The sequence below is a fragment of the Rubellimicrobium roseum genome (assembly GCF_006152145.1).
GTDB classification, from domain to species: Bacteria; Pseudomonadota; Alphaproteobacteria; order Rhodobacterales; family Rhodobacteraceae; genus Rubellimicrobium; species Rubellimicrobium roseum.
This window is the reverse complement of record NZ_VDFV01000075.1, coordinates 1-12,444: the sequence shown is the minus strand read 5'-3', so window position 1 is coordinate 12,444 and position 12,444 is coordinate 1. Positions and strand designations below refer to the sequence as shown.

The 12,444-nt window shown below is 72.2% G+C and carries 15 protein-coding genes; 4 read left to right on the top strand and 11 right to left on the bottom strand.

Annotated elements, in window-relative coordinates:
* Positions 1 to 93: 93 nt before the first annotated feature.
* The 7 genes from FHG71_RS21790 to FHG71_RS21760 form a co-directional block, all read right to left on the bottom strand.
* Complete coding sequence (locus tag FHG71_RS21790) at positions 94 to 666, bottom strand: helix-turn-helix domain-containing protein (RefSeq protein WP_218014206.1); 573 nt, start codon at positions 664 to 666, stop codon at positions 94 to 96.
* A 648-nt stretch (positions 667 to 1,314) separates the two neighbouring features.
* Positions 1,315 to 1,863, bottom strand: coding sequence for a recombinase family protein (locus FHG71_RS21785; protein ID WP_139083800.1), 549 nt, complete (start codon positions 1,861 to 1,863; stop codon positions 1,315 to 1,317).
* Complete coding sequence (locus tag FHG71_RS21780) at positions 1,860 to 2,168, bottom strand: type II toxin-antitoxin system RelE/ParE family toxin (protein WP_139083799.1); 309 nt, start codon at positions 2,166 to 2,168, stop codon at positions 1,860 to 1,862. The genes FHG71_RS21785 and FHG71_RS21780 overlap by 4 nt, the downstream gene beginning before the upstream one ends.
* Positions 2,165 to 2,404, bottom strand: coding sequence for a hypothetical protein (locus FHG71_RS21775; RefSeq protein ID WP_139083798.1), 240 nt, complete (start codon positions 2,402 to 2,404; stop codon positions 2,165 to 2,167). Before FHG71_RS21775 ends, FHG71_RS21780 begins: the two co-directional genes overlap by 4 nt.
* Positions 2,405 to 2,552: 148 nt before the next feature.
* Complete coding sequence (locus tag FHG71_RS21770; protein WP_246045569.1) at positions 2,553 to 3,452, bottom strand: hypothetical protein; 900 nt, start codon at positions 3,450 to 3,452, stop codon at positions 2,553 to 2,555.
* A gap of 11 nt (positions 3,453 to 3,463) precedes the next feature.
* Entirely contained in the window at positions 3,464 to 4,201 is a 738-nt protein-coding gene (locus tag FHG71_RS21765) for a HupE/UreJ family protein (protein WP_139083797.1), read from the bottom strand.
* Between the two features lie 65 nt (positions 4,202 to 4,266).
* Positions 4,267 to 4,611: a hypothetical protein gene (locus tag FHG71_RS21760; protein ID WP_139083796.1), complete on the bottom strand. Its 345-nt coding sequence runs from the start codon at positions 4,609 to 4,611 to the stop codon at positions 4,267 to 4,269.
* Between the two features lie 79 nt (positions 4,612 to 4,690).
* Between FHG71_RS21760 and FHG71_RS21755 the strand changes: the two genes are divergently transcribed.
* Together FHG71_RS21755 and FHG71_RS21750 are read left to right on the top strand one after the other, a co-directional pair.
* A complete protein-coding gene (locus FHG71_RS21755) occupies positions 4,691 to 4,945 on the top strand; it encodes a metal-sensing transcriptional repressor (protein ID WP_139083795.1) in 255 nt (84 codons plus the stop codon).
* Complete coding sequence (locus FHG71_RS21750; protein WP_139083794.1) at positions 4,945 to 6,282, top strand: MFS transporter; 1,338 nt, start codon at positions 4,945 to 4,947, stop codon at positions 6,280 to 6,282. The genes FHG71_RS21755 and FHG71_RS21750 overlap by 1 nt, the downstream gene beginning before the upstream one ends.
* A 56-nt stretch (positions 6,283 to 6,338) precedes the next feature.
* Here FHG71_RS21750 and chrA read toward each other — a convergent pair whose 3' ends face one another.
* The 3 genes from chrA to mobQ all read right to left on the bottom strand — a co-directional run bounded on the left by chrA (position 6,339) and on the right by mobQ (position 10,210).
* Positions 6,339 to 7,772 carry a chromate efflux transporter gene (gene chrA / locus FHG71_RS21745; RefSeq protein WP_139083793.1) on the bottom strand — a complete coding sequence of 478 codons (1,434 nt, stop codon included), beginning with the start codon at positions 7,770 to 7,772 and terminating at the stop codon, positions 6,339 to 6,341.
* The gene (locus tag FHG71_RS21740; RefSeq protein WP_139083792.1) at positions 7,769 to 8,608 is read right to left on the bottom strand and encodes a chromate resistance protein ChrB domain-containing protein; all 840 of its coding nucleotides are present in this window, start codon (positions 8,606 to 8,608) and stop codon (positions 7,769 to 7,771) included. The genes chrA and FHG71_RS21740 overlap by 4 nt, the downstream gene beginning before the upstream one ends.
* Positions 8,609 to 8,842: 234 nt before the next feature.
* On the bottom strand, positions 8,843 to 10,210 hold the full coding sequence (gene mobQ / locus FHG71_RS21735; protein ID WP_139083791.1) for a MobQ family relaxase: 1,368 nt from the start codon (positions 10,208 to 10,210) through the stop codon (positions 8,843 to 8,845).
* A gap of 458 nt (positions 10,211 to 10,668) precedes the next feature.
* On the opposite strand from mobQ, the gene FHG71_RS21730 reads away from it, so the two are divergent.
* Positions 10,669 to 11,004 (top strand): mobilization protein, encoded by a 336-nt coding sequence (locus FHG71_RS21730; protein WP_246045568.1) that lies wholly within the window; start codon positions 10,669 to 10,671, stop codon positions 11,002 to 11,004.
* Positions 11,005 to 11,059: 55 nt separating this feature from the next.
* Entirely contained in the window at positions 11,060 to 11,563 is a 504-nt protein-coding gene (locus tag FHG71_RS21725; protein ID WP_139083790.1) for a hypothetical protein, read from the top strand.
* Between the two features lie 159 nt (positions 11,564 to 11,722).
* On the opposite strand, the gene FHG71_RS21720 is transcribed toward FHG71_RS21725, so the two are convergent.
* A complete protein-coding gene (locus tag FHG71_RS21720; protein WP_139083789.1) occupies positions 11,723 to 12,274 on the bottom strand; it encodes a hypothetical protein in 552 nt (183 codons plus the stop codon).
* Positions 12,275 to 12,444 lie beyond the last annotated feature (170 nt).

Genomic DNA, 12,444 nt, shown 5'->3' with positions numbered 1-12,444 from the left:
TCTTTGCAGCTTTTGTGGTCCTACCGCGGCTGACTGAGCTTCTTCTAAGCCCTTAGTTTTGGTTTCTCCCTGCCTGACGGACTCGCGCTCTGATTAGGAGCAAGCCTCGTCCCCACGGCTCTGTCCCCGGGCAACACGGGCCCGCGCCTCGACGGCCCGCCCCAGCTCCCCCAGCACCCGCGCCAGCCGGTCGTCCTCGACCTCGACGAGCGACAGCTCGGAGAGGGGCAGGGCGGCCTTGTGCTCCCTGAGCCAGGCGGCCCGGTCCTCGCGCTCCTGCGCCATGTCGTCGGGCAGCGGCGGGGACGAGGACAGCCAGTGTCCGAGGAGCTGCGCCGCACGGGCAGGCAGGCTCAGCCGGTAGGCGTTGCTCACCTGGCGCACGCGCGGGCCCGGCGCGTCCTCCAGCACCTCCACTTTCTCGTGCCGCCTGAGCCAGTCGAGGAAGCCGTGCTCCCTCAGCGCGACCAGCGCCTGGTGCACCGCGTCCTTGGACCGCCGGAGCGTCCGCATGAGGTAGGCATACGAGGGCTCCAGCCGTCCGCTCCGATGGCTCACCAAGTTGGCGAGCAACTCCAGCACCTCCAGCGCCACGTGCCCAAGGGGGCCGCGCCTCCTCCCGGCCTGCCGCCCGGCCAGCTCGTAGCGCTTGGCCGCGAGCAGCACGCGCCTCACCTCGGCCCGCGGGGTGGGGCGCCACCACGCGCCCTCGCACGTCCCGGCTAGGCGCGAGCCGCGGCGCACGGGATCGCTCGCGCGCCGGCCACGGCCGGGCGCCCCTGGGCTTGCTCCGAGCAAGGCCCCGATCTGCTTCATCATCTGTCGTCCCTCTCAGCTCGCGGGGAGCCGTCGAGGGCGGGGCCGACACGGGGAGCCGTGGCCGGCGCACCAAGTCGTGCGCAGGCATAGCCTCTCCGTGGCAAGAAAAGCTCTTGCGAAAGGTCGGGGAGGCATGGGAAGCTGAAGACGCCAATCAATCAGTTTCCCGGCCTCGCCGGATATCCAGGCCCGCCCCCGGCGGGTCTTGGTGTTTCTGGGTGGTCGCTCCCCTGGTGTCGCGCTGTGCTGGGGGAGTCTCCCCTGCCGGCGCTTCCCCTCATCGTGCCGGACGCGCCGCTGGCCCGCAACGGCTTTCGCCCTATGCGCGACCTCCGATCCCACGCGGAGGGCCGGTCAAGGCCTCCCGCAGGCGCGCGAGCGCCGAGGACAGGCCTTGAGGGGACCGCAGCGGCCCACGCCCAAGCCCGTCCCTTCCGAGGCTCCTGGCATCGGAAGGGACTGCCCAGCGGCGAGCGTCCTTCCTTGGCCACCCCCTCAGCCTCCGCAGAGCCGCCCTATCGTCGCGTGGTGGACGTTGAAGCTGCGCGCGATGCTGCTGAGGCTCTCGCCCGCGTCCCGCCGCTCCCTGGCCTCGCGCTGCTGGTGCGGCGTGAGCTTGTGGGGCCGGCCCATCTTGCGGCCCTCCCTCTTGGCCCGGGCGCGTCCCTCGCCGGTCCTCGCCCGGATCAACTCGCGCTCGAACTCGGCAAGCCCCGCCAGCACCGTCAGCATGAGCCGGCCGTGCGGGGTCGTGGTGTCGGCCCAAGGGTCGGCAAGCGAGCGGAACATGGCGCCCTTCTCGGCCAAGGCCCCCAGCACGTTGAGGAGATCCCGCGTGGAGCGCGCCAGCCGGTCGAGCCGCGTCACCAGCACCACGTCGCCGGGCTCCACCTCGCGCAAGAGCTTGGCAAGCTGCGCCCGGTCGCGCTTCGCCCCGGAGACGGTCTCGCGGTAGACCGTCTCCGCTCCGGCCGCCTTGAGGCTTTCCACCTGCGGCCTGAGCGTCTGACCGTCCGTGCTCACCCGCGCGTAGCCCCGGATCACGATGCCTCCCCGAGGCCGGCTCCTGGCATAGTCCCGGGATCGCGGGCGGCGTGGCGCAGGCCGATGACGACCACCTCCGCCTCTCTGACCTCGTAGAAGAGGAGGTAAGGATAGGGCCGCAGCACCAGCCGGCGCAGCCGGGGGTTGGTGGTGCGCGCGCCTATGCCCGGCTGCTCGGCCATGGCGTCCAGCGCCGCGCGCACTCGGTCGCCGACGCGCTGCGCGCCTTGGGGCGATCTGGCCGCAACGTAGCTCAGGACCCCGTCGAGCTCCGCCAGCGCCTGGGGCGTGAAGCGGACCCTCACGCCCCGTGCTTGGCCCCGTGCTTGGCGAGGAGCGCTGCGACCTCCTCGTCGGAGGCGAACTCGCCTCGGGCGGCCTGGGCGAGCGACGGCGCGAGCCACGCTTCCTCTTCGGCCGTGAGCGGCACCGGTCCCACGTCCTCGCCGGCGAAGAGGAGCAGCTCACGCGCGATCTCGTCCTGCGCCTCAGGCGGGAGCTGGCGGGCGATGGCGATGGCACGGTCGAGGAGCTGCGTCATGGGGCTTCCTTTCGCACCGGACTTGCGCGCAATCTAAGCCCTTGCGGCGCTTGGGTCCAGCGACCGGATCGAAACTCACAAATGGCGCACCGCTGCCAAGACCTGCGGGGGCGGACGAGCCAGGCGCCCGCCCCCGTCGTGGCCAGAGCTACGGCCTCCGCATCTCCAGGTACTCCCCGCCGGTCTGCAAGGTGAGCGTCACCGGCGCCTCCGTGCGGTTCCTCCAGAACCAGCCGTGGTTGCCGGTGAAGGCGGCGGTGAGCGTGCCCTCCTGGGCGGGCACGGCGCGGCCCTCCTCGTAGGTGACGTTCTGCCCACCCCCGTCGCCGTGGGTGTCGTGGTTGACGACGCCGCCGTTCGCGGACCAAGCGAAGGTGGCGGTCTGGCCCTCCTCCATGGCGAGCTTGACCTCGATGCCCTCGCCGGGCGCGAGCGTCACCTCGTAGCTGTCGCGCCACGCCGGCTCGGCGGCCTCCGGGGCCGGCGCGGGCTCCGTCGTCGCCGAGACGACAGGCGCCTCGGCCACCTCGGCCGGTGCGGCCGCCTCAGCCGGCTCGGCCTCTGGCGCCGTTGACGCATCGGTGCCAGCGGCATCTCCCGGCAACGGCGCCTGCGCTCCCACCGCCGCCGCGATGGCGGCGACCTCGGCCTCGATGCGGTCGAGCCGGCCCAGCACCTCGCGCGGCAGCACCGAGGGCACGGGCGAGGCAGCCAGCGCCGCGTCGGCTTCCGCCTCGGCGCGAAGCTGCTGCTTGATCTCGCCCATCTCGGTCAGGCCCAGGACGGAGCCGAGGCCCGTGGGGTCCACGCCGTATTCGGCGGGCAGGTAGACGAGGACGAGGATCGCCGCGGCCACGCCGCCGGCCTTGAGAGTGGAGCGCAGGAGGCTCGAAGGGGTGCCGGCGATCCCCGTGGCGGGGGCCGCGGCGCGCGGCACGGGGCCGGGCTGCGCGGGACTGGGCGGGACGGCGTCCGGCCGGGCGGCAAAGGGCGCGCCCGGGCGCGGCTCGGCGCGCAGGGCGGGGCGGGCGGGGTTAGTCTGGGTCATGGCGGTCTCCCTCACGCGAAAGCCAGGCCGGAGAGCTGGATGCCCATGAGCACGAAGCCCACGGACATCATGACGACGTTGGCCGTGTAGGCCTGCCGAGCGAAGGCGGGGGAGGCCCGCCAGTGGCGCATGAACATCAGGATGCCCGCCAGCGCGAGGAGCTGGCCCACCTCCACGCCGATGTTGAAGCTGATGAGGTTCACGAGGAGCCCGTCCGGCGCGATGCCGTAATCGAGGATCTTCGAGGCCAGGCCGAAGCCGTGCAGGAAGCCGAAGATCAGCGTGGCCGCCTTGGGGTCGGGCTGCACGCCGAACCACGCGGGGAAGGCGCCCAGGTTGTCGAGCGCCTTGTAGACCACCGAGAACCCGATGATGGCGTCGATGACGTAAGGGTTGATGCCGAAGCCGAACCACACGCCCGCGAGCATGGTGGTCGAGTGGCCGATGGCGAAGAGGCTCACATAGGTGCCGATCTGCTTCATCCCGTGGAGGAAGAAGATCACGCCCGCCAGGAACAGGATGTGGTCGTAGCCCGTCACCATGTGCTTGGCGCCGAGATACAGGAAGGCCAGGGGCTTCGGCCCCGTGACCTCCTCGATGTAGCCCTTGTCGCCCAGCGTGACGTTGTGGGCCAAGGCCTCGGTCGCGAGGAACGCAAAGGCGAGAAGCAGAAGCAGAAGCAGAAGCGGCAGCGCGAGGCGCCCGGCCTGCGCGCGTCCTAGGCCCCAAGGCGGGGCGTGGGTAGTCATGGGATGGTCCTTCCGGGTGGGTGAAGCCTGAGGGGGATGCGGCCCGATCGGGGCCGCGACGCGCCTCAGGCTGCCCGGGGCGGCCGTCGCGGGCCCTCCCGCGCCCGGCTCTGGCCGAGCCGCGGCTCGGGGCGCGAACTCGGGCGCCGGCGTGCGACGGCCTGGAGGGCTCCGCCGGTCAGGATCGCCTGCATGGGATGCTCGTGGTCCGTCCCGTCATGGCTGCCGGGCTCGCCCGTGTCGTGCGAGTGCCCGTGGGCGAGGTCCTGGGCCAGCGTTGCGGCGGCCTCCAGCGCCGCGCCGGGCCCGTGCGTGGCCGCGATCACGGCCGGCGCGAGGAGGAGCGCCAGCGCGAGGAGTGCGCTCAGCGCGCGCCCCGGCCAGCCTCCGATTGCCTGGAACCTGTACATCCCGTCTCGACCTGCCCTCGCGGGCGGGCGCTCGTCCGGCGCCCTTGCCCATCCTCCCCGGGGGGATATCATGGCCCCCATGACCGACGCCACCCTTCACGCGAGCCACCCCCGCCTCCTGGCGCGCCTCCGCCGGGCCGAGGGCCACCTGAAGGCCACCATCGCCATGATGGAGGCCGGCCGGCCCTGCCTCGACCTCGCCGCGCAGCTCCACGCCGTCGAGCGCGCCATCGCCTCCGCCAAGCGCGAGCTGATCCACGACCACATCGACCACTGCCTCGCTTCGGGGCCTGCCGACCTTGAGGAGCTGAAGGCCCTCACCCGGCATCTCTGATGCTCGGAGTCCTGCGCCACCGCACCTACCGGCACCTCTTCGCAGCCCAGGTGGTGGCGCTCGTCGGCACCGGGCTCGCCACCGTGGCCCTGGGGCTCCTCGCCTACGACCTCGCCGGCGAGGACGCGGGCGCGGTGCTGGGCACCGCGCTCGCCATCAAGATGGTGGCCTATGTCACCCTCGCCCCCCTGGCCGCCGCGCTCGCGCGCCATGCGAGCCCACGCGCGCTCCTAGTCGGGCTCGACCTCCTGCGCGCGGCCGTGGTGCTGTTCCTGCCCTTCGTGTCTGCCGTCTGGCAGGTCTACGTCTTGGTCCTGCTGCTCCAGGCAGCCTCGGCGGCCTTCACGCCCGCGTTCCAGGCCACCATCCCCGACGTGCTCCCGGACGAGGAGGACTACACGCGGGCGCTGTCGCTCTCGCAGCTCGCCTCCGACTTCGAGACGCTGCTCTCGCCGCTCCTCGCCGCCGCGCTCCTGACCGTGGTGAGCTTCCCCGCGCTCTTCGGCGGCACGGTGGCGGGGTTCCTCGCGTCCGCGCTCCTCGTCCTGACGGTGCGGCTTCCGGCCCGCGCCGCGCCACCCGAGGAGGAGGGAACCTGGCGGGCGGCCACCAAGGGCCTGCGCGTCATGTGGCGCACGCCGCGCCTTCGGGGCTCATTGGCGCTGGAGTTGGCGGTGGCGGCCGCGGGCTCCATGGTGCTCGTCAACACGGTAGTGCTGGTGCGCGACCGCCTGGCCTTGGGCGAGGCGCAGCTGGCCCTCGCGCTCGGCGCCTTTGGGGGCGGCTCCATGCTGGCCGCACTGCTCACCCCCTGGCTTCTCGACCGCGCGCCAGGGGACGCGCCCGAGCGCATGGTGATGCTCGGGGGCGGGGCGCTGATGGTGGGCGGCGTGGCGCTCGCGGCCGGGGCGGGGAGCCTGCCCGCGCTCATGGCGCTCTGGGCCGCCGTGGGCTTCGGCTTTGCGCTCACCCAGACCCCCATCGGCCGGCTCCTGGTGCGCTCGGCGCAGCCCGCGGACCGTCCCGCCCTTTATGCCGCGCAGTTCGCGCTCTCGCACGCAGCTTGGCTCCTGGCCTACCCGCTCGCGGGCTGGGTGGGCGCAGGGCTGGGCCTCGGCGCGGCCTTCGCCGGCCTCACCGCGCTGGGGCTCGTGGGCCTCCTCGCTGCTCTTGCCGCTTGGCCCGCCCGCGACGCGGCCGCGATCCCTCACGCGCACCCGGACCTGGCCCCCGACCACCCCCACCTGCGCGAGCACGGGCGCGCCCACGTCCATCCGCTCGTCATCGACGCGTTGCACCGGCACTGGCCCCGGCGGCCCGGCCGGTCGGTCGTGTAGAAGGCCTGCCCTGGCTCGGCGCAAGGATGGCCCTCCCGGGAGCGCCGTGCCACCGATCAAGCAACGCTGGCCAAGCCCGCCAAATGGAACAACAGCCCTAGGGCCGCGGCTCCCGCCAGCACCGTGGCCATCCCGAGCTTGAGCCGGAACACGGCCACGAGGGCCAGGACCGACAGGACCGCGGCCGGAATGTTCAACGAGGACCAGACTGGCAGGTCGAAGCCGACCGGACCCAAGATCACTGGACGAAGCTCGTCGAAGACGACGTGCAGCGCGAACCAGATCGCGAGGTTGAGGATCACGCCCACGACGGCCGCCGTGACCGTGGACAGAGCAGCGGACAGGGCCCGATTAGAACGGAGGCTTTCCATGTAGGGGGCGCCCAGGAAGATCCAGGCGAAGCACGGGGCAAAGGTCACCCAGGTCGCGAGCAGCCCGCCCAGGACCCCGGCGGTGAGCGGCGACAGGGCGCCGGCGTCGCGGAACGCCCCCAGGAAGCCCACGAATTGGAGCACCATGATGAGCGGCCCCGGAGTCGTCTCGGCCATGCCGAGGCCGTCGAGCATCTCGCCGGGCTGGAGCCAGCCGTAGGTCCCCATCGCCTCCTGCGCCACATAGGCTAGGACGGCATAGGCCCCGCCGAAGGTCACGACGGCCATCTGGCTGAAGAACACGGCGATGTCGGTGAAGACGCTGTCGGGCCCGGCCAGGAGCAGGAGGGCCGCGACGGGGAGAAGCCAGAGCGCTAGGGCCGTAACCCCGGCCTGGATCGCTCCTCGCCGCGCCTCGGGCGGGAAATCGGCCAGTTCCTCGCCCAGCAGGGTCTCGGCATCGGCCACATGGGTCCTGCCGACCGAGCCGTGCCCGCCTCCGCCCTGGAAGGCCGCAATGCCGGCCTTCGCGCCAACGTAGCCGATCAGCGCTGCCGCGAGCACGATGACCGGGAAGGGCACGCCGAAGAAGAAGATCGCCACGAACGAGAGCGCGGCCAGCGCGACCATGACGTCGTTCTTCAGCGCCCGCTTTCCGATCCGCACCACCGCCTGGAGCACGATGGCCAGCACCGCGGCCTTGAGGCCGAAGAAGATGCCCGCGACAACACCGACGTCGCCGTAGAGCGCATAGACGATGCTCAGCGCCATGATCGACACGACGCCGGGCAGCACGAACAGCACCCCCGCGATCACCCCGCCCCAGGTGCGGTGCATGAGCCAGCCGATGTAGGTCGCAAGCTGCTGCGCCTCGGGGCCCGGCAGGAGCATGCAGAAGTTGAGCGCATGGAGGAAGCGCCCGTCCCCGAGCCAGCGCTTCTCCTCCACGAGGATGCGGTGCATGACCGCGATCTGGCCCGCGGGGCCGCCGAAGGACAGAAGCGCGATGCGCGCCCAAGTGCGAGTGGCCTCGGCCAGCGAGGGGAAGCCTGTTCGAGAGGCGGGGGTGGCAGGACTGACAGTCACGCTTGCCTCGTCGGTGATCCTGATGTCGGTCATTGGGCCGCTCCCGCCTTGGCGCTGGGCCAGTTGTGGGTCTCGCCGGTGGCGTCGCGCGCCCAGCGGTAGAAGGCGTCGTAGAGCCCCAGGCCCGCCTCAAGCTGATCGAGGTCGCTGGTATACATACGCGAGAGCCCGAGCGAAGCCGCGAGCAGACCCGCCGCCTCGGGCGCGAGGTCGAGCCGATCCGTGTCCGCGCCCCGCACGATGGTGGCCAGCCGGTCCAGGGCGGGCAACGAGAGGCCGAACTCGCTAAGCAAGGTGTCGAAGGTGCAGAGCTCGCCTCGGTGGCTCCAGAAGGCGCCCTCGACGTCGTAAGGCATAGCGCCCCAGCGCTCGGCCACCGAGGCAACCTCGGAGGGGGCCACGTAGAGGAACACTGCCCGGGGGTCGATGAAGCGGCGGATGAGCCAGGGGCAGGCGATGCGGTCGATCTTGGGCCGCGAGCGTGTGACCCAGAGGCTGCGGCCCTGGTCGTCCTGGGCGGTGAGCTTGCCGGGGTCGATCAGCGGCAGGCCTGCGGCGCTCCAGGCGGCCTGCCCGCCTTCGAGATACTCGGCCGCGAGCCCCAGATGCCGTAGCCAAGCCGCCGTGCCCTGACTGCGGCCATGCCCTTCGGCGCAGACCACCACGACCGCTTGGCCGGCGAGCTCGGCCGCGAGGCGCTCCAGGGCGGTCGAGGACAGGTCCGCCTCGATCAGCCGTCGGGCTCCAGGCAAGAGGTGTGGGTCCGAGGCACGCAGGGCTTCCCTGCGGACATCGAGGATCACAGGGCACCGTGGGGTGCCGATGAGCTTGGACAGTCTCTCGCCATTGATGGCGTCAGGCGCAGGCATGTGCGTCCCTCCCGTCTTGGGTCATGTGGGTGGAAACGCGCGCTTCGGCTGTCGCCTCGTGGGGCGGCGCAGGCCCCATGGCGGAGAGAGTGACGGCGACAGCGTCCTTGTCAAGGCGTCAGCCGCTACGGTTCAGTCGTCGCACGCGAAGCTTAGGGCCAAGCCGGCAGCGCCAACCTCCTCGGGCAGATGGTGCATAAATCCTGATTTTGTGCGAGGGCCTGCCGGCGGGATCTACAACCCCCACCCATGGCTGGGCCCGCGCCGGAGCGCTTCCCGCTCGTGCTCTTGCTCGTGCGCCGGCCCCTCTCGCGCCGCCGGCTTCGCTCTCCCCAGCGCCTCGTCCAGCCGCTCGCGGATGCTCTCGTGGGTGCGCCGGTTCTCCTGCTCTAGGAGGCGCTCCAGCCGCTCGCGCATGTCACTCAGGCCATGCTCCTGCCTCGGCTCGGACTTCCTCGCCGCTTCCGCCGTGCTCTCCTGGCCCGTGCCCCGGCCCTCGCCTCGCCCCCGCAGGCGTGCGAGCTGCTCCTCGATGGAGCCCGCGTCCGCGCCATGCGCCCGCTCGGGGCCTGACTCCCGCAAGCGCGCGAGCCGCTCCTTGATGCTGTCCCTCGCCGCCTCGCGCTCGCGCCCCTGCTCGTGCCCGATCCCCTGCCGCTGGGCCGCGGCTCGGAGCGCGGCAAGGCCGGCGCTGATGCGGTCGGCGCCCTCCTCGCGGGCGTGGGCATAGGTCTCGCGCGCCGCCTCGGCTCTTTGGCGCACCTCCTCGCGCAAGGCCTCCCGGACCCGCGCCAGCTCCGCGAGGAGGCTCCTCGCCGCCCTGGCCTCGTGCACCTGGGCGCCGCGCTCGGTGACGGGCTCATACGCCCGCCCCTCCGCCTCGGCCGCGCGGCTCTCCCGGCGCTCGACGGCGCTGACCGCCGGCCCGAGCTTCGCCTCGGCCGGCCGGTCGAGCTGCTCGGCCGCCAGCTCGTCCCCGTGCGCGAGCGCCGCCTCGCGCTGGTGGACGAGGGAGCGATGGTCCACCCGGCTCTCGTGCCCGGCCCGCTCCAAGGCGTGGTTCTGCAAGCTCGCCCACCTCTCGCGCATGTGGGCGATCTCAGGGCCCCCGGTGGCCTTGGCGTCGAGCACCTTGGTCTTGTCGGTGAGCCCCTCGGGACCGAGCGCCCGCGTGGTGGTGAGCACGTGGGCGTGCCAGTTCCGCTGGTCGCCCTCCCGGTGGGGTGCGTGGATGGCCACGTCCGCCGCCACCCCGTAGCGCCCCACCAGCTCGGCCGCGAAGCGGGTCACGAGGACGCGCCGGCCCTCGCCGTCGAGCTCCGCCGGTAGCGCCAGCTCCCACTCCCGGGCCACGACGCTGTCGCGCCGTCCCTCGCGCGCCTCGGCCGCGTTCCAGAGCGCCTGGCGGTCCTCCGCCCAGGCGGGCGCTTGGTCCGGCAGGATCAGGAGACTCGCCTCCACGCCGCTCTTGGCGCGGTAGTCGTGCACGCGGCCCTCGCGCTCGCAGACGATGCGCGCCGCGTGCCGGTAGGCCGCGGCTGCCGTGGCCGAGCGCCCCGCCGAGCGCTTCACCGTCTTCACGCTGAGGTGATAGCTCGCCACGGCTGCCTCACCTCCGCCGGCGCACGACGGCGCGCGTGGTGAGGGCGGGGCCGTGGGCCAGCGGCGCGGGAGCAGGCGCAGGAGCGCTGCCGCGGCGCTCCGGGCGCCAGCCCGGCGGCGGGTGCGGGTGCCACCCGCTGCGAGGCAGGTGCCTCGCCCCCAGCGGCCCGGCCCAACGAGGTCCGGGGCGCCGGCGCGATCCAACGGCGCCCGTTGGCCGGGGAGGGTGCGGGAGGGCGGGACGCGCCTCCCGATCCGGCGCGGGGCGCCGGACGGGGTCGCTGTCGGCGGGGTGGTCCCCACCCCGGGAGACCGCACGGTGTCGGCGCAGCCGACACATAAGTGCGCTCTTCTCACCTTGTTCGGCGGGCCCAGGCATGACGCCTCCGGGGTTGTCTCAGGGATCAACCTAGGGGAGAGTTGGGGTCCGGGCTAGTGTCATCTGAGGGGAGTTCGTCATGACCGAGACCGAGCTGGAACGGGCGGAGAAGAGGTATGCGCAGGCCAAGGCACGTCTCCAGGCGCTGAGGAACCGGGCGGCCACCCAGGAGAGGAAGCTCGACACCCGGCGCAAGGTGATCCTCGGGGGTGCGCTGGTCGACTTGGCGGGGCGGGATGCGAGCGCGGCGGCGATGCTCGACCGGCTCGTGAGGAACCTGCCCCGGGAGCAGGACCGCCGCGCCTTCGTGGGTTGGAAGCCGGGGGACGCGCTGCCAGAGGATGGTCCTGCGGAGGGGGTTAACTCAGGCACGGGCGCGGCCACGGCCTCCGCTCGTCGGCCCGCCGCACCGTAGGAAGACCCTGCCCCATCGCCCTGCTGTCCTCCCCCCCTGACGTTCCGAGGCGCCCATGCCCATCCCCGACCGCGAGCTGCCCGAAACCCTCGACCTGATCGCCAAGCTGGTGGCCAGCGTGTCCGACCGGCTCGACAAGCAGGGCGAGGCGCTCGACCGCTTGGCCAAGGCGCAAGCCCAGACACAGGCCGCCGCCTCCCCCGACCGTGTGGCCGCGGCCACCGCCCGCTCCGTCCGCGACACCCTCGTCCCCGAGCTGCACAAGATCGTGGACACCATGGACGGGCTCACCGGGGGCAAGGCGCTGCTGCGCGAGCGCTGGCGCGCCTTCGATGCCGAGGAGGCCCGTCAGGGTCGCTGGCGCTTCCAGCCCTGGGCCGTAGTGGTGGGCATCCCCCTCGCGCTTGTCGTCGTCCTGGCCCTCCTCGTCCCGCGCGCCGCCGCCTACGCTTCCTTCACCTGCCGCGCCACGGGAGGCACCTGGTCGCCGGCCACCGAGCACTTCCTCTCGGGCTGCACCTACTCGGCCGACAAGCGGGCCGCGGCGAGCAGCTCGTAAGCAGCAGGAAGGACGCTCGCCGCTGGGCAGTCCCCTGCCATGGGCATGGCAGGGGACAGGTAGAAGCGTGAAGGCCCTCCGGCCGGGTCAAGGGGTGTCCTCTGCCCGGCCACGGCCGGGCCTGCGGGACCCCTTGACCCGGCCTCCAGGCCGAAGGGGTCAGGCGCGGCCGAACAGGCGCGCAAGGAAGCCGGCCGGCGGCTTGGGCGGCACGAGCGGCGCAGGGGCGACGGGTTCGACCACGGCCGTGGCCGGCACGGGAGGCTGGCTCGGCGGAGCCGAGAGCGCCAGCACCCTCTCCTCCGCCCGGTCCAGACGCTTGCGAAGGTCGGCCACTGTATCGCGCTCGCGCTCCAGAATCGTGTCGCGTTCCTGATCCCAACGGCTGCGCTCCCGCTCCCGCTCTTCCCGCTCCCGTGTGAGCTGCTCTTCGAGCATCTGAACGCGGAAAAGCGCGAGTTCCGCACTAGCGCCTTGGCCCTGTGTGGATGTTGCAGGAGCATCCGCGCCTTGTGCTGCACTGTGCAACGCACCATCAGGCTTGTGCGAGACATGTTGCAGGTCATAGGCCCGCGCGAGTTCTGAGGCATCCACTCTGTAGGTGCCATCATCGTCGCGCCGTGCCGATAGTCGCCCGGCCTTAATGGCCCTGAACAGGGTTGAGCGGTTGACCTTGACCAGCTTCGCAGCATCAACCAGCGCGTATTCCATAGCCTTCCTCTGACGTTGCAGGCTTGTGTTCACCTGTTGCAGCATCGTGCAACGCACTCGCTTGCATCACGGTCACAACGTTGCGCCGCACCGGATGGCCCCGGCAAGCCTCTTTGCAGCTTTTGTGGTCCTACCGCGGCTGACTGAGCTTCTTCTAAGCCCTTAGTTTT